The sequence below is a fragment of the Arthrobacter sp. B1I2 genome (assembly GCF_030816485.1).
In the GTDB taxonomy this organism is placed as follows: Bacteria; Actinomycetota; Actinomycetes; order Actinomycetales; family Micrococcaceae; genus Arthrobacter.
Genome location: NZ_JAUSYC010000001.1, coordinates 188,560 through 205,003, shown reverse-complemented (window position 1 = coordinate 205,003; position 16,444 = coordinate 188,560). Strand labels below are relative to the sequence as shown.

At 66.4% G+C, this 16,444-nt stretch carries 13 protein-coding genes, 1 pseudogene and 1 riboswitch; of the genes and pseudogenes, 10 read left to right on the top strand and 4 right to left on the bottom strand.

The features are described 5' to 3' along the window. Positions 1-47: 47 nt before the first annotated feature. Positions 48-527 carry a Dps family protein gene (locus tag QFZ57_RS00930; protein ID WP_306632365.1) on the top strand — a complete coding sequence of 160 codons (480 nt, stop codon included), beginning with the start codon at positions 48-50 and terminating at the stop codon, positions 525-527. A gap of 102 nt (positions 528-629) precedes the next feature. Here the strand turns inward: QFZ57_RS00930 and QFZ57_RS00925 are convergent, their stop codons facing one another. After that, the gene (locus QFZ57_RS00925; protein WP_306897283.1) at positions 630-2,189 is read right to left on the bottom strand and encodes an MFS transporter; all 1,560 of its coding nucleotides are present in this window, start codon (positions 2,187-2,189) and stop codon (positions 630-632) included. 83 nt (positions 2,190-2,272) lie between these two features. On the opposite strand from QFZ57_RS00925, the gene QFZ57_RS00920 reads away from it, so the two are divergent. The 4 genes from QFZ57_RS00920 (at position 2,273) to QFZ57_RS00905 (ending at position 8,791) form a co-directional block, all read left to right on the top strand. Further along, positions 2,273-2,809: a TetR/AcrR family transcriptional regulator gene (locus QFZ57_RS00920; RefSeq protein ID WP_306632363.1), complete on the top strand. Its 537-nt coding sequence runs from the start codon at positions 2,273-2,275 to the stop codon at positions 2,807-2,809. 94 nt (positions 2,810-2,903) lie between these two features. Beyond that, positions 2,904-3,001, top strand: a riboswitch (glycine riboswitch). A gap of 187 nt (positions 3,002-3,188) precedes the next feature. Then, the gene (gene gcvP, locus QFZ57_RS00915) at positions 3,189-6,038 is read left to right on the top strand and encodes an aminomethyl-transferring glycine dehydrogenase (RefSeq protein WP_306897282.1); all 2,850 of its coding nucleotides are present in this window, start codon (positions 3,189-3,191) and stop codon (positions 6,036-6,038) included. 11 nt (positions 6,039-6,049) lie between these two features. Then, entirely contained in the window at positions 6,050-7,210 is a 1,161-nt protein-coding gene (gene gcvT, locus QFZ57_RS00910) for a glycine cleavage system aminomethyltransferase GcvT (RefSeq protein ID WP_306897280.1), read from the top strand. Between the two features lie 141 nt (positions 7,211-7,351). After that, entirely contained in the window at positions 7,352-8,791 is a 1,440-nt protein-coding gene (locus tag QFZ57_RS00905) for an L-serine ammonia-lyase (RefSeq protein WP_306897279.1), read from the top strand. Between the two features lie 38 nt (positions 8,792-8,829). On the opposite strand, the gene QFZ57_RS00900 is transcribed toward QFZ57_RS00905, so the two are convergent. Then, entirely contained in the window at positions 8,830-9,375 is a 546-nt protein-coding gene (locus tag QFZ57_RS00900; RefSeq protein WP_306897276.1) for a TspO/MBR family protein, read from the bottom strand. 121 nt (positions 9,376-9,496) lie between these two features. On the opposite strand from QFZ57_RS00900, the pseudogene QFZ57_RS00895 reads away from it, so the two are divergent. The 3 genes and pseudogenes from QFZ57_RS00895 (at position 9,497) to QFZ57_RS00885 (ending at position 13,594) form a co-directional block, all read left to right on the top strand. Next, positions 9,497-10,631 (top strand): annotated as a pseudogene (locus QFZ57_RS00895) (lipid II:glycine glycyltransferase FemX). Positions 10,632-10,755: 124 nt separating this feature from the next. Beyond that, the gene (locus QFZ57_RS00890; protein WP_306897274.1) at positions 10,756-12,072 is read left to right on the top strand and encodes a peptidoglycan bridge formation glycyltransferase FemA/FemB family protein; all 1,317 of its coding nucleotides are present in this window, start codon (positions 10,756-10,758) and stop codon (positions 12,070-12,072) included. Positions 12,073-12,106: 34 nt separating this feature from the next. Beyond that, positions 12,107-13,594, top strand: coding sequence for a threonine/serine ThrE exporter family protein (locus QFZ57_RS00885; RefSeq protein WP_306897272.1), 1,488 nt, complete (start codon positions 12,107-12,109; stop codon positions 13,592-13,594). Positions 13,595-13,648: 54 nt separating this feature from the next. Here the strand turns inward: QFZ57_RS00885 and QFZ57_RS00880 are convergent, their stop codons facing one another. Then, positions 13,649-14,488: a siderophore-interacting protein gene (locus QFZ57_RS00880; RefSeq protein WP_306897271.1), complete on the bottom strand. Its 840-nt coding sequence runs from the start codon at positions 14,486-14,488 to the stop codon at positions 13,649-13,651. 14 nt (positions 14,489-14,502) lie between these two features. Then, the gene (locus QFZ57_RS00875) at positions 14,503-15,273 is read right to left on the bottom strand and encodes a uracil-DNA glycosylase (protein WP_306897270.1); all 771 of its coding nucleotides are present in this window, start codon (positions 15,271-15,273) and stop codon (positions 14,503-14,505) included. 138 nt (positions 15,274-15,411) lie between these two features. Between QFZ57_RS00875 and QFZ57_RS00870 the strand changes: the two genes are divergently transcribed. Together QFZ57_RS00870 and QFZ57_RS00865 are read left to right on the top strand one after the other, a co-directional pair. Beyond that, complete coding sequence (locus QFZ57_RS00870) at positions 15,412-15,741, top strand: DUF3263 domain-containing protein (protein ID WP_018769531.1); 330 nt, start codon at positions 15,412-15,414, stop codon at positions 15,739-15,741. Positions 15,742-15,793: 52 nt separating this feature from the next. Then, positions 15,794-16,432 (top strand): LytR C-terminal domain-containing protein, encoded by a 639-nt coding sequence (locus QFZ57_RS00865; protein ID WP_306632353.1) that lies wholly within the window; start codon positions 15,794-15,796, stop codon positions 16,430-16,432. Positions 16,433-16,444: the final 12 nt, after the last annotated feature.

Sequence of the window (16,444 nt, the reverse complement as noted above, 5' to 3'; positions counted from 1 at the left end):
GAGCAGACTGGTAGCGTCTGCCGTACTGGAACCATTGAGGAGGATGCATGAAAGCTTCACCGACACTGACCAACAACCTGCAGGCTGTCCTGGCGGACCTGATCGAACTCCACGTTCAGGGCAAGCAGGCGCACTGGAACATCGTGGGTACCAACTTCCGCGACCTCCACCTGCAGCTTGATGAGATCGTTGACGCTGCCCGCCAGTTCGCCGATGACACTGCCGAGCGCATGCGTGCCCTGCACGCGCTGCCGGATGGCCGCAGCTCCACCGTTGCCGAGACCACCAGCCTGGCCCAGTTCCCTGACGGGCTGATCAGCACCGCGGACGCCATCGAGCGGATCGTTGCAGCCATGGAGGCTGCCGTGGGCACCATGCGCAAAGTCCATGACGAAGTGGATGAGGAAGACCCCACGTCTGCGGATCTCCTGCACGAGTTCATCGCCCGGCTGGAGCAGTTTGCCTGGATGGTGCAGGCCGAAAACATGAAACCCACCGCCAAGGTTACGGCTGCCGACTCCAAGTAGCGGAAGCCGCGGGCGTTTCGCAGGGCGCCCGGCGTCGAGGTATTCCCCCGGCGCCGGGCGCCTTTTCGCTGCCTGGCCGGCCCTGGCCGCTGACCGGGGGTGCTAGGCCGCTTTCGGCACTTTCCGAAGCACGACGGCGGCAAGGACTGCCGCCGTCGCCATCAGTACCAGCCCAATGGCCGCAGTAATGTGCACGCCGGAATCAAAGGCTGCGGCCGCGGCGTCCGCGACGGACGCCGACAGGGAGGCGGGCAAAAGGTTGGCTGCCTCCACTGCACCGGCAAGCGTTTCCCTGGCATTGTGCAGGGACGTCCCGGAAAGCGTGCCGTCCAGTCCCGCGGGCAGCCGCAGGTTCCGCTGGTAGGACGCCGTCAGGATTGAGCCCAGCACCGCCGTCCCCAGCAGGGAGCCCACCTCGTAGCCCGTTTCGGAGATCGCGGCGGCGGCCCCTGATTTCTCCGGTGGCGCGGCGCCGAGGATGAGGTCGTTGGAGATGGTTTCCGCCGAGCCCACGCCGAGGGCCAGGACCAGGAGTGCCGCCAGCAGGAGCGAGGGTCCGCCGTCGTGGTCCCCGAAGGCCACCATGCTGTAGCCCGTGGCGCTGAAGGCCAGCCCCGCGGCCACCACGTATCCCGGACGGACCTTGCGGACCAGGGGCACAGCCACCAGGCCCGCCGCCACCGCGGCAGCCAGTGCCGGAATCATGGCCACGCCCGCCGCGGAGGGGCTCATTCCCTCGAGGAGCTGGAGATGCTGGGCCAGGAACAGGATGAACCCGTTGAAGGAAAACAGGGCCAGGATGTTGGCGGTGATGGCCATGCTGAACACCCTGTTCCGGAACAGCGACATGTCCAGAAGGGGTTTCTCCAGCCGGTGCTGCCGCCGCACGAATACCACCCCCATTGCCACGCCAAAGGCCATGGTGCCCAGCCCCGCTGCGCCCGGACCTTCGGTGGCAACTGCCTTGATGCCGTAGACCACGGGCACCATGACCAGCATGGAGAGCAGGATGCTGGGGGCGTCCACCTTGCCCGGGGCCGGGTCCTTCGATTCCGGGATGAGGGCCGGTCCAAACGCCAGCAGGGGAAGCATGAGGGGCACTGCCACCAGGAATACGGCGCCCCACCAGAAGTGCTCCACCAGCCACCCGCCAAGGATCGGCCCCAGGGCGGCGCCGCCGGAGAATCCGGCAGCCCAGATGGCTACAGCCAGTCTCCGGCGGTTGGGCTCCGGGAAGATGTTGCGGATCAGCGACAGCGTGGACGGCATCAGCATGGCGCCGAAAAATCCCAGGGCTGCGCGGCCGGCGATCAGCCACTCCGGCGTGGGTGCAAAGGCCGTCGCGGCGGACAGCCCGGCAAACCCCATGCTGCCGAGGATCAGCAGCCGCCGCCGCCCAATGCGGTCGCCCAGGCTTCCCATTGATACCAGGAGTCCGGCCAGTACCAGGGGGTAGGCGTCAACAATCCACAACAGTTGCACGCCGGTGGGATCCAGGGCGCGGGTGATGGCGGGCAGGGTAAAGGTCAGTGCGGTGTTGTCCACCGCCACCAGCAGCACGGGAAACATCAGCAGCCCCAGCGCCAGCCAGTCGCGCCAGGGGGAGCGGGATGCGGTGGTGCCCCCGCGGGCAGGTGCGGAGCTGTTGGTGGAGGTTGTCATAAAATAACTATACCGTCCAGACGGTATAGTTTGGAATTGCGGCCATTCCGTTTTCGCGCCAGGTGGAGGGCATGATGGAAGGCATGCCCCGAAAGCCAGTAGCCCGTGACGCGGTCCTTGACGCCTTCGAGTCCCTGCTGATCGAGGTGGGGGAGCGGGCGGCCACCCTTGATGCAGTGGCCCGCAAGGCCGGGGTGTCCAAGGGCGGCCTCCTCTACCACTTTCCCAGCAAGGAAGCGCTCATCGCGGTGCTGCTGGACCGGCTGGAGGGCCTGGCCCGGGAAGACGCTGACGCGATGGCTTCGGCCAGTGAAGGTGCAGCGGCGTACTTCATCCGTTCCTCGGTCTGGGCGGACACCCCGCTGGACCGTGCAATCGTGGCCGCCACCAGGCTTGCGGAAGTGGCGCATGAAGAGACACGGCGCCGTTTTGCGGCCATCCAGCAGCGGTGGCTGGACGAGATCGCGGCGGATGTGGGGCCGGGCCTGGCCAAAGCCGTCCTCTACATGGGTGACGGGTTGTACTTCAATGCCATGCTGTCCGTGGCGCCCGCGCCGGAAGGGGGAGCGGCCGCTGACGTGGAGGAACTCCTGGCCGCTTTGGAACGGCTTCGCAGGTAGCCCGGGCCATTTGCCGGGAGGGGTTGCGGCGTAGGACAATAGAAAGTTGTGAGGGCTGTCACCGGCCCTCATGATTCAACAAATGAATAGCCTTTGATCTGCGGCGGGAGAGTTCTGCCGGAAGTACAGGCAGGCGCCGTAGGAGCAAATCCTCCCCAGGAATCTCGCAGGCCCCTGTACCGCCGCGGCGAGGCACCTCTGGAAAGCAGCAGGCAGTTCCTGCCTCCCCCGGGAGCGAAAAGACTGTTGTGCTCACCGACGGTGCAAGCGGGTCCTGCCCAGGCAGGCAACGCGGAAACTCTCAGGTCCAATACAGAGCGGGGAGGAACCCGACTAGCTGTGGCGTACCCTTCGCCGCCTGAGTAAATGGAGTTCCTTCGTGCCGGTTACCCCAGCCTCCACCACCTTCGTAGACCGCCATATCGGCGCCCGCCGCCAGGCCGACGTCGACACCATGCTCAAAGCCGTAGGCTACGATTCGGTCGACTCCCTGGTTGACACCGCGGTACCCAAGGTCATCCGCCAGGAAACCGCCCTTCGCCTGCAGGACGCCCTCAGCGAGGTTGAAGTCCTCACCGAACTGCGGAAGCTTGCCGCAAAAAACAAGACGGCAGTGCAGCTGATCGGCCAGGGCTACTCGGACACCGTGACCCCGCCGGTGATCCGCCGCAACATCCTTGAGTCCCCGGCCTGGTACACCGCCTACACCCCGTACCAGCCGGAGATCTCCCAGGGCCGGCTTGAGGCGCTGCTGAACTTCCAGACCATGGTGCAGGACCTGGTGGGACTGCCCATCGCCAACGCCTCGCTGCTGGATGAAGCAACCGCCGTGGCCGAGGCCGTGCTGCTGATGCGCCGGGCGAACAAGACCAAGCCCGCGGCCGACGGCAAGACTGTCCTGGACGTGGACGTGCTGCCGCAGACCATCGCCATCGTCAAAGGCCGCGCAGAAGCCCTCGGCTTCGAGGTGGAGGTGGCGGACCTCTCCCAGGGCCTGCCGGAAGGCGACATCAATGGTGTCGTATTGCAGCAGCCCGGTGTCTCCGGCCGGGTCTGGGACCAGTCCGCCGTGATCGCCGCAGCGAAGGAGCGCGGCGCGCTGGTCACCGTTGCCGCGGACCTGCTGGCCCTCACCCTGATCACTCCTCCGGGTGAGCAGGGCGCGGACATCGCCGTCGGCTCCACCCAGCGTTTTGGCGTGCCGTTGTTCTTCGGCGGCCCGCACGCGGCCTACATGGCCGTCCGGAAGGGCCTGGAGCGTTCGCTGCCCGGCCGCCTGGTGGGTGTGTCCAAGGACGACGCCGGCGTTCCCGCCTACCGTTTGGCGCTGCAGACCCGCGAGCAGCACATCCGCCGCGAGAAGGCCACCTCCAACATCTGTACTGCCCAGGCGCTGCTGGCCATCGTCGCGTCCATGTATGCCGTGTACCACGGACCGGACGGGCTGAAGGCGATCGCCGGAACGGCGCACGGCCACGCCCGTGTCCTGGCGGCCTCGCTTGCGGCTGCCGGCGTTGAGGTCCTGCACAAGAGCTTCTTCGACACCCTGACCGTGCGGGTCCCGGGACGGGCCGCCGGCATCATCGCCGACGCCGAGGCGCGGAGGATCAACCTGCGCAGCATCGACGGCGACACCGTGGGCATCGCCCTCGACGAAACCACGACGGCGGCCATCGTGGCCCAGGTTGCCGACGTCTTTGGCGCTTCCGTTGCCGAGGGCGAGGGATTTGGGCTGGAGGCCGCCGTCGAACGTTCCTCCAACTACCTGCAGCACCCGGTCTTCAACACCCACCGGTCCGAAACGCAGCTGCTGCGCTACATCCGCAAGCTTTCCGACCGCGACCTGGCGCTGGACCGCACCATGATCCCGCTGGGCTCGTGCACCATGAAGCTGAACGCCACCGCCGAGATGGAGGCCATTTCCTGGCCGGAATTCGCCTCCATCCACCCGTTCGCCCCGGACTCCCAGACCGAAGGCTGGCGTGAACTCATCGCGGACCTGGAAGCGGACCTCACCACGATCACCGGCTACGACCAGGTGTCCATCCAGCCCAACGCCGGCTCCCAGGGCGAACTCGCCGGGCTCCTGGCGATCCGCGGCTACCACCACTCCCGGGGCGAGGCGCAGCGCAACGTCTGCCTCATCCCGGCCTCAGCGCATGGCACCAACGCTGCCTCCGCCGTGCTTGCGGGCATGAAGGTCGTCGTCGTCGCCACCGCGTCCGACGGCACCATCGACCACGACGACCTGACGGCCAAGATGGAAGCCAACAGGGACGTCCTGTCCTGCATCATGATCACCTACCCGTCCACGCACGGCGTGTATGACGGGGACGTCCGCGAGGTCTGCGACGCTGTCCATGCTGCCGGAGGGCAGGTCTACATCGACGGCGCCAACCTGAACGCGCTCGTGGGCCTGGCCCAGCCGGGCAAGTTCGGTGGGGACGTCTCCCACCTGAACCTGCACAAGACTTTCTGCATCCCGCACGGCGGCGGCGGACCCGGCGTCGGGCCGGTCGCAGCCAAGGCGCACCTGGCACCCTTCATGCCGGGCGATGCCACCACCTGGAACGCAGGGTCCGGCGCCACCGACGTGCCGATTTCCGCATCCCGGTTCGGTTCGGCCGGCGTGCTGCCGATTTCCTGGGCCTACGTAAAGCTCATGGGCGGCGAAGGACTGACCGAGGCCACCAAATCCGCCCTGCTGGCAGCGAACTACGTCGCCTCCCGTTTGAACGAGCACTTCCCGGTCCTGTACACCGGGGAAGGCGGCCTCGTGGCGCACGAGTGCATCCTGGACCTGCGTGAACTCACAGCCAGGACCGGAGTCACCGCGGAGGACGTGGCCAAGCGGCTGATCGACTTCGGCTTCCACGCCCCCACCCTGTCCTTCCCCGTCGCCGGCACCCTGATGGTGGAGCCCACGGAGTCCGAGGACCTGGCGGAGATCGACCGCTTCATCGAGGCCATGATCAGCATCCGCAGGGAGATCGACCAGGTGGCCAACGGCGACTTTGCCGTGGCGGACTCGCCCCTGCGCCGCGCACCCCACACGGCGGCCGCCGTCGTCAGCTCCGACTGGGACCGTGCCTACCCGCGCGAGCAGGCCGCGTTCCCAGCCCACCACAAGCAGGACAAGTATTTCCCGCCAGTGGGCCGCATCGACGGTGCTGCCGGGGACCGGAACCTGATCTGCTCCTGCCCGCCGCTCGAAGACTTCGAAAACTAAGGACCGGCACCATGACCGAGAACTACACCGCCCTTTACGACGAGCACAAAAAGCTCGGGGCTTCCTTCACGGACTTCGGCGGTTGGCAGATGCCGCTCAAGTACAGCTCGGAACTGGCCGAGCACCACGCTGTCCGTAAGTCCGCGGGCCTGTTTGACCTTTCCCACATGGGCGAGGTCTGGGTGACCGGTCCGCAGGCCGCCGCGTTCCTGGACTACGCGCTGGTGGGCAGGATCTCCGCCATGGCCGTGGGCAAGGCCAAGTATTCGCTGATCTGCGATGAGGACGGCGGCATCATTGATGACCTCATCACCTACCGCCGTCCCCCGGCCGCTGGTAACGCCCGAGGCCGTACCGACGTCTTCCTGGTGGTGCCCAACGCGGGCAATGCCACCGCGGTGGCCGCAGCCCTGCAGGAGCGGGCTGCTGGCTTTGATGTGGTGGTGGAGGATGCCTCGGCCCGGACATCACTGATCGCCGTCCAGGGCCCCAAGGCCCAGGAACTTTTGCTGCGCCTGGTACCGGCCGCGCAGCACCCGCTGGTGACGGAATTGAAGTACTACGCCGCCGCCAGCGTTCCGCTCCTGGTGGGTGGCGCCGGCACGGAACTCCTGCTCGCACGCACCGGGTACACCGGTGAGGACGGGTTCGAGATCTTCGTGGACAACGACGACGCCCCCGGCCTGTGGCAGGCACTGGTCGCCATCGCCGAGGACGGGGAACTGACCCCGGCCGGGCTCGCCTCCCGCGACTCCCTCCGCCTCGAAGCGGGGATGCCCCTGTACGGCAATGAACTGTCGCTGCAGGGCGATCCGTTCGCCGCCGGCCTGGGCGCCGTCGTCGCGCTCTCCAAGGAAGGCGACTTCGTCGGCAAAGCCGCCTTGGCAGCCATGAAGGAAGCCGGCGCCGGCAGCACCTCCGGCCGCCGGCTCGTGGGGCTCAAAGGCCAGGGCCGCCGCGCCGGCCGCGCGCACTACCCCGTGCTCAAGGACGGCGCCCCTGTCGGTGAGGTCACCTCGGGCCAGCCCTCGCCCACCCTCGGCTACCCCATTGCCATGGCCTATGTCGACGTCGAGTACTCTGCGCCGGGCACCGCCCTCGACATCGATCTGCGCGGCAAGGCGGAGCCGTTCGAAGTCGTCGACCTCCCGTTCTACCGCCGCCCCAAGTAAGGTGCGTCTCCGTTGGTCGCCTTTGCCCGTCGGGTCCGGCCCCCGTCACTTTGAGTTTTTGGGCAGGTATTCGGACTTGAGGGGCATTTATGTCCTCGTATCTGCCCAAAAACTCTCAACTTCTCGTTAGGAATACCCGTTATGGCTGTTGGCGTTTTTGATCTCTTTTCTGTTGGGATCGGGCCTTCGTCGTCTCATACTGTGGGGCCGATGCGGGCTGCTGCCGTGTTTGCGGAGGAGTTGAAGGCTTCGGGCAAGCTGGCGGACGTGGCGTCGTTGCGGGTGGACTTGTATGGGTCGTTGGCGGCGACGGGGCATGGGCATGGCACGATGACCGCGGTCCTGCTGGGGTTGGAGGGGTACCATCCGGAGCTGATCCTGCCGGAGGAGGTGGAGGAGCGGCTGGCCTCGATCGCGGACACGGGGATGTTGCAGCTGGCCGGGTCGGTGTCCTTGCCGTACGGGGTGAAGGATATGGTGCTGCGGCCGTTGACGGTGCTGCCTCGGCATACGAACGGGATGACGTTCACGGTCTCCGACGCCGGAGGTGGGGTGCTGCACACGGCCACCTTCTTCTCGGTCGGTGGGGGGTTCATAGTTCGTGAGGGTTTGGAGGACGCGGCGCAGCAGGAACTGGACGCGTCCAAGGAGGAGCTGCCGCTGCCGTTCCGCACCGCTGCCGAGCTGCTGGAACACTGCGCTGTGACCGGGCTGGGCATCGCCGACGTCATGCTGGTCAATGAAAAAGCCTCCCGCGGTGAGGGGGAAATCCGGGCCGGGCTGCTGCACATCTGGTCGGTGATGGAAAACTGTGTGGCCACATCCCTGAAGCGTGAAGGGGTGCTGCCGGGCGGGTTGAAGGTCCGGCGCCGGGCTCCTGACTGGTACGAGCGGCTCAAGAAGGAGTCCGCGGACACCCGGGACGAGGACCAGGACGGGGAGTGGGACGCGGGCCCGTATGACCCGCGGTATTGGCAGGAGTGGGTTAACTTGGTGGCGTTGGCGGTGAACGAGGAGAACGCCTCCGGCGGCCGGGTGGTTACCGCGCCAACAAATGGCGCGGCCGGGATCATCCCTGCAGTGTTGTTTTATGCGCTGCATTTCGCCCCCGGCATGGACAAAGCCACCCAGCAGGACCGGGACGACGTGGTGGTGCGGTTCCTGCTCGCCGCCGGCGCCGTCGGGGTGCTCTACAAGGAACAGGCCTCCATCTCCGGGGCCGAGGTGGGCTGCCAGGGCGAAGTGGGGTCCGCGTCCTCGATGGCCGCCGCGGGCCTGGCCGAGGTGATGGGCGGGACCCCGGCGCAGGTGGAGAACGCCGCGGAGATCGCGATGGAGCACAACCTGGGCCTGACGTGTGATCCGATCGGCGGGCTGGTCCAGGTCCCGTGCATTGAACGGAACGCAATCGCCGCCGCGAAAGCGATCAACGCCGCAAAAATGGCGCTCTGGGGCGACGGCACACACCGGGTCTCGCTGGATGAAGTTATCATCACCATGCGCGAAACCGGCAAGGACATGAGCTCCAAATACAAGGAAACCGCCATGGGCGGACTCGCCGTCAACGTCGTCGAATGCTAGAGGTTCCGGCGGCGGCAGGCTGACCTGCTTGCCGGCGCCTAGTTGTGCGCTGCCGCCCACCAGTTCAGGCTGGCAGCGAACACCAGCCACGACACGTAGGGCAGCAGGAGCAGCCCGGCCGTGCGGCTGATGGGACCGAAATAAAGAACCGTCACCGCGACGGCGGCAATCAGGGCAAGGATGATTGCCAGCCCCAGCCACAAGGCAGCAATGCCAAGGGCGGGGTAGAGGGCAAAGAACGCAGGGGTCCAGGCGAGATTGAGGACCAGCTGGATGGCGTAAACCGCCATGGCCGGCCGTGTCCTGTTGGTCCGCCTGCGCCATACCAGCCACGCGGCGACGGCCATTGCCGTGTACAGAATGGTCCAGACAGGACCAAACACGCCGTTGGGCGGGGACCAGGGGGCCTTGTCCGCGGTGGCGTACCAGCCGGTGACATTGGCCGCCGAGGCCAGGCCGCCCAGCCCGGCCACCAGCAGGGACGCCACCAGGAACCCGGCAAGCGCAGCCACCTGAACCCCGGCCCTGTAGGGCTGCTCGCCGCTTTCCGTGCGGGCTGTGGTCTTTTCCCTGTCCGGCCTCATACCCCCCACCCTTGTTGAACGCCAACAGCGGCGTCAAGGTGCAGCTGGCAAAGTAGATGGCACTTTGCCTGGCCCGCCGGGGAAAAGCCGAAAGCACATCAGGCTTTAGACTTGAGGCTGCATGTCCGCACGCAACCAGAAGTACCGAAACCGCGCTCAGACCCGATTGGACAAGGCCCCCTTGCGACAATTCACCGCACGTTTTGCCACCGCCGAGGAAATTGAAAACTGGGACAAGCACGTCACGGCCAACCCGAATGGCGGCAACATGCTGCAGTCGGCAGCCTACGCATCGGTCAAGAACGGCAGCGGCTGGAAAGTCCGGTTCCTCGTGCTGGAAAACGACGGACATCCCAGCTACAACCTCGTGCTGGAGAAAAACTTCCCCGTCCTGGGACGGCTGTGGTACCTGATCAAGGGCCCCGACCTGGCGGATGCCGCGGACCTTGGAACCGCCCTTGAAGCCTGCGCAGCGTTTGTCCGCAGCCGGAAGCTGAACGTCTTCACCATCAAGGTGGAACCGGACATCGTCGATTCCGACGAAGCCCAGGGGGAACTGCGCGCGGCCAACCTGGTTAAGGCGCCCAATATCCAGTCCAACGACTCCACCGCCCTGCTTGATATCTCGGGCACTGAAGAGGAAGTGTTCAAAGCCATTTCCTCGCGCGCCCGGAATGCCATCCGGCGCGCCGAGCGCGAGGGCTGCCAGGTGGTCCGGCAGGAACAGGGGCCTGAGACCTACCGCGCCCTGTACGACCTGATGGCCAACACCGTCAACGCCAAGGGATCCATGCCCCTGCGCAGCTACGACTACTACGCACGGTTCTGGGACGAGTTCTGCAACCGCGGCCAGGGCAACTTCTTTTTCGCCTACGAGGACGGAAAGCCCAGCGTGGGCGCATTCGTCATCAACTACGGTGCCAAGGCAACCTACAAGGACGGCGGTTCCACCCAGAACCGCAAGCAGTACGGCGACTCGCACCTGGTGCAGTGGGCGGCCATCCGGCGGATGCAGGAGCTCGGCTGCACTGAGTACGACTTCTGCGGGGCCCCGCCGGCCGCGCGCATCAAGGACAAGACCCACAACCTCTACGGAATGGGCATGTTCAAGACCAGCTTCACCAAAACGGGTCACCGACTTCGTGGGCTGCCACGACTACGTCTTGTCCCCGCTGCGGCACCGGCTCTGGGTCAACGGCGGCGAAAAAGTCTTCCGCCGGATTGAAACCGCACGGACCGGCCAGCAGTTCTACTGACCCGCAGCCGCAAACCCGCAAAGCCATGTACCGCCGGGCCGCACGCACCCTTGCCGCCCGTCCCGAACACCGCCCGCCAGCGCGTGCCCACCCGGCCGCGAAGAGTCCAGAAGAAGGTCACCCCTTGAATCCAGTTTCCGCCGCTACCGGGCTTGAATACGCCAACCTGAGCGACGCCGAATTTGAGGCCTTCGCCCTGAAGCACCCGCAGAACAGCTTCCTGCAGTCCACCGATTTTGCCCGTTTCCAGCGCGACCGCGGCCAGCAGGTGGAACTCTTCGGGGTCCGGCGCAACGGGGAACTCGTGGCGGCAGGAAAGCTCAACTACACCACAACCCGCCTGGGCTACACCGTCTGTGAATGCGCCAAGGGCCCCCTCATGGACTACACGGACCGGAACCTGGTGGGTGACGTCGTCGGACTTCTCCGCCGGCACGCGGCAGGCCGCAAAGCAGCTGAACTGCGGATCTCGCCGAACGTCAGGTACATCGCACGGGACGCCGACGGCGCCGAACACCCCGAAACCGAGGACAACCGGCCCCTGGTGGCGGACCTGGAACGGCTCGGGTTCCGGCACCAGGGCCTGGATATGAACTTCGTCAACGTCAACTGGATGTTCATCAAGAATCTCGTGGGCATCCAGGATGCCGAAGAACTGATCATGAGCACCAGCTACCGGACCCGCAAAGCTATCCGCAAAGCGGAAAAGAACGGCGTCTTCCTGGAACAGGCCACCCTGGAAACCCTGGACGACTTCTACGGGACCCTGAGCCGGGCCGGTGACGAAAAAGGATTCGTCTACCGCGAACGCGCCTACTACGAACACCTCCTCCGCACCACCTCCGCGGAATTCACCAAGCTGATGATGGCCAAGATCGACATCCCGGCCTACCGTAAATCCATCACTGAGCGCCTGGCTGCGGAGTCAGCCACTGCAGCCGATCTCCGCCGTGAGGTTGAGGAGACCGGCAGCAAGAAAAAGGCCAACCGGCTCAAAGTGGTCCAGGACCTCGTGGACAGCTACGAGCGCAGCCTGAAGGACATCGAAAGGTTCCCCGACTCCGTGGGGACTGCCACCGTGGCAGCCATCCACTTCGTCTGCTACGGCGATGAGGTGGTGTGCGTCATCGGCGGCACCGTCCAGGACTACATCTACTTCAACGGCGCAACCTCCCTGTACTGGGGCATGATGCTGCATGCCCTCGAGAAGGGGTACCCGCGGTACAACTTCTACGGCACGTTCGGCATCTCCGGACAGGACGAGGAAGGCCACGGCGGATACGAATTCAAGAAGGGATTCGGCGGGGAAGTGGTCCAGTTGTTGGGAGACTTCGTCCTGCCGGTGCGCCCCGCCGTCTTCCATGCCAACCGGCTCGCCAGGTCCGCCGCGGCGGCTGCCCGCACTCTGCTGGGCAAGCTGCCGCTGAAGCGTGCAGCCTGACCGTCCACCAACCGCGCACAGGGAGGAAGCGGGCATGACTGACCGGCCCGAACGGCCCGGACGCAGGCCGAAGACTGACGGCCTGCCCAAGACTGAACCGATGACCCCTGCGCAGCTTCGTCAGGATGTTGCTGCCCGGAGGATGCTGCGCCGCCTGGTGCAGGGCGAGAATCCGCCCACGGCTCCCTTGAGCATCGTGGACCGGCTGGCCGGCAGTCCGTACGCCAACCCCACCATCCAGGTGGGTGGCGTGGACACGTCCGCCCGCAAAACCCTGGATTTCGCCCTGCACCTGGCCGAGACCATGTTCCGGTACGGTGCCGGCGCCCTCGAGGTGGAAACCAGCATCATTGCCGTCACCGCGGCCCTGGGGCTGAAGAACATCGAGGTGGACATCACCAACCAGTCCGTGGGCATCAACTACGCTCCCAAGGACCAGACACCCATCTCGCTGCTGCGCGTGGTGCGCTCCTGGACCAACAACTACGCAGGGCTGGCCAAGGTGCACCAGCTGGTCACGGATATCGTCGCCGGCGGGGTGGGCCGTGACGAAGCGATTCGCCGCCTGAACGAGGCCATCACCAGTCCCAAACCGTACCCGCGCTGGATGGTGACCGCGGCCTTCGGTGTGTTCGCCGCCGTGTTCGTTGGCGTGCTCGGCGGCGGACCGGTGTCCTCGGCGATAGCGTTCATGGCCAACATCGGCAACAGCCTGCTGGCCAGGCAGCTGGGACGTTGGCGGGTACCGGACTTCTTCATCACCGCCAGCTGCTCCTTCGTGGTCACCATCCTGGCGCTGCTGCTCTGGCAGTTCGGGCTCAGCGCGTCGCCGTCCATCGTGGTGGTAGGCGGCATCCTGCTGCTGCTGCCCACCGGACGCCTGGTGTCCTCCGTGCAGGACGCCATCAACGGCTTCCCGGTGACGGCGGCGGGACGGTTCCTGTCCACGCTGCTGACTTTCGGCGCAATCGTTGCCGGAATCGCCGTTGCCTTCGTGGTGGGTGAGCTGACCGGGCTGCAGCGCATCGACGTCACGCAAACCTTCCCGCCCGCCTACGATCTGTGGGTCCTCATCATCTTCGTGGCCGCCGCCGTGATGGCCATCGGCATCACGGAACAGACCACCTGGAAACTCCTGCTGCCCACGGCAGCCGTAGGCGTGGCAGGCTACCTGGTGCTGCTCGGCTGCGGCCTGCTGGGCATCGGGGACCGTTTCGCACCTGCCATGGCCGCGGTCATCATTGGCCTGCTGGCACGGGTTGTGGCGCTGCGGATGGGTGCACCGCAGCTTGTGGTGGCCGTTCCAGCGGCGCTGATCCTGCTGCCGGGCCTCACGATCTTCCGGTCCATGTATGTCCTCACCGTTGAGGAGTCCGAGATCCTCGCCGGCGCCGGGGGAATGCTCAGCGCCGGGGCCATTGTGCTGGGAACGGCCGGCGGGATCGTCCTGGGCGACGTGCTGGCCCGTCCGCTGACCCGGAGCCTGGCGAGCAACGAGCGGCGCCGGGCGCGCCGGCGCTAGCTGTACTCAGCCGGCGCGGTCAGTTCTGGCCCGGCCCGGTCAGATCGGGCCCGGTCAGATTTGGCCGACGGGCATTTTCTTCTCGGCCTGGAACACATCCTCCACCCGGCCCTGCGCCCAGTATCCGGAGAGGGACACCTGCCGGCGATCCAGGCCGCGCTGCTTGAAGAAGACTTCGCGGAGCGACTTCATGTAGCCGCGTTCGCCATGCGCAAAAACATCCACGGTGCCGGCGGGCCACTCGGCCTCCGCCACTGCCTTGACCAGCAGGTCGCTGGAACCTGCCGGGACCCCGTTGCGCGGCAGCCAGGTGATCTTCAGCCCGGCGGGGGCGTTGATCGGCTGGATATCCTCGTCGGATCCGACCTCCAGGAACGCGAGGCCTGCGGCGCCGGCAGGAAGGGCTTCAATGCAGGCCGCGATGGCGGGCAGGGCCGCTTCATCACCGGCAAACAGGTACCAGTCCGCCTCGGGGTTGGGGTTGTATGCGCCGCCAGGGCCGGTAAAGGTGAGTGTCGCGCCCGGCTCGGCGCCGGCCGCCCAGGGGCCGGCCAGGCCCTCATCGCCGTGGACCACGAAGTCGATTGCCAGCTCCCGGGCCTCCGGATCCACCCAGCGCAGCGTGTAGGTCCGGGTGAACGGCCACTGCTCGCGCGGCATGGTTTCCCGGACGGCCCACAGGTCCAAGGGGGAGGGGTAGTCCACGCCGGGCTGCGGGAAGACGATCTTCACATACCGGTCCACGAACCCGTTGGTGGTGAAGTCGCTGAAGCCCTCTCCGCCGGCCACGATCCGGACCATGTGCGGGGACAGCTGTTCCTTGCGCAGCACGGTCAGGTTGACCTGGGGGCGGCTCTTCTTCGTGGCGCTGGTGGCGGCGGGGACGGTGCTCATAAGGCAAGCCTAAGCTAGGGCGACGGCGGGAGTTCCCACGTTACGGCCGGCGCACCTTGTTCCCGGAGCAGGTCGTTCGCGCGGCTGAACGGCCTGGAACCAAAGAACCCGCGGGAGGCGGACAGCGGGCTGGGGTGCGGGCTGGTGACAGCGGGGGCGCCTGCCAGGAGCGGCCGGACGCCCTCAGCCTCCTTGCCCCACAAAATGGCCACCAGGGGCATCCTGGACCCGTCCGGTGCCGTGCGGCCCGCCAGTGCGGTGACTGCCGCCGTCGTAATCTCCTCCCAGCCCTTGCCCCGGTGGGAGCCGGCAGACCCCGCGCGGACCGTGAGCACCCGGTTCAGGAGCAGCACGCCCTGGTCCGCCCACGCCGACAGGTCGCCATGGACCCGCGGCGGAATGCCCAGGTCCGATTCCAGCTCCCGGTAGATGTTTGCCAGGCTGCGGGGGATGGGCCGCGTGCGTGGGTCGACCGAGAATGACAGCCCCACGGCGTGCCCCGGCGTGGGATAGGGGTCCTGCCCCACGATGAGGACTTTCACTGCGGCGAGCGGCCGGCGGAAAGCGCGCAGGACGTTCGACGGCGGCGGCAGGATGTGGTGCCCGGCCGCCTCTTCAGCAGCGAGGAAGGACAGGACGGACCGGAGCTTGCCTTCCACGTCCTGCAGGGCCGCTGCCCAGTCAGGAGCCATGAGCTCTGCGAGGGGCAGTTCAGTGAGGTCAGCGAAGCGGATGGTGTCCGCCGGGTCCTGCTGCAACTCGAAGAGCGCATCCGATTCAAACATCGTTCCATTCTTGCAGGACGCCCCGTGAGCCGGCTCCCGGAACAGGCCAACAGGCGGAGCAGGTGCGAACGACACTGGTGTTATTCGACCGGTAGCATGGGGGTAAGACATTTACCGTAACCAGCGAAGGAGTGTGCCGTGGCAGAACCGGCCCGGGAACACCTGCCGGAGCAGGATCCACGGAAGTCCCTCCTGGCGGATTTCACCCTCCGCGAGTCCTCCCTTTCCGAGCGTGAACAGCAGATGCTGGCTTTGGAACGGCAGTGGTGGAAGTATGCGGGGGCCAAGGAACAGGCCATCCGGGACCTGTTTGACCTCTCGGCGACCCACTACTACCAGCTCCTCAACGCACTGATCGACCGCGAGGATGCCCTGGCCCACGATCCCATGCTCGTGAAGAGATTGCGTAGACTACGTACGTCGCGCCACCGTGCGCGCACCGCCCGGCGCCTGGGATCCGACGCTTAGCACGCCCCAAGGCCGGGACAACAGCCGCAATTAACAAGGATGTCCTTCCACCATGACCAGATACGCCCGCGATGAATTCGACAAGGTCCCGGAGGCCGCGTCGCGACAAGGTGTCCACCGGACGGCCTCGGCCCCGTCCCGGGTACGGCTGTGGCCCATCCTTGCGGTGGGAATGGCTGCCCTGGCCATTGGACTGGTGTCCTTCCTGATCCTTCCCAAGCTTGGGTTCAACGCCACGGCGAGCCAGGCATCGGCAAACGTGGAATCTGCCCCGCTGGCCGGAACCGGTTCCACGCCGCCGGCCACGCAAGCGTCCGCACCCCCTGCCGCACCGGCGCCTTCTGCCTCTGCAGGGCCAACGCAGGCTAACGATCCTGAGCCCCAGCCGACCGTTTCCGCAACCCAGCAGGCCGTCGTCGACAAGAGCCAGGCAGTTGCCGTCTACAACGCCGCAGGCACGGCAGGGCTGGCCAGTCGGGTTGGCGGAACTGTCCAGGCCGACGGATGGCCTCTCGGCCAGGTAGGCAACTGGTCCGGCGCCCCGCAGAAATCCTCGGTGATCTTTTACTCCGGCCCCCAGCAACTGGCCAGCGCAGAGGCGCTCGCCGAGCTGCTGAACATCCCCACCGTAGTAAACAGCACCCAATTCCAGGTGCCGCTCGTGGTGGTGCTGGGCCCCGGATACCGGTAGCCGCACCCGCTT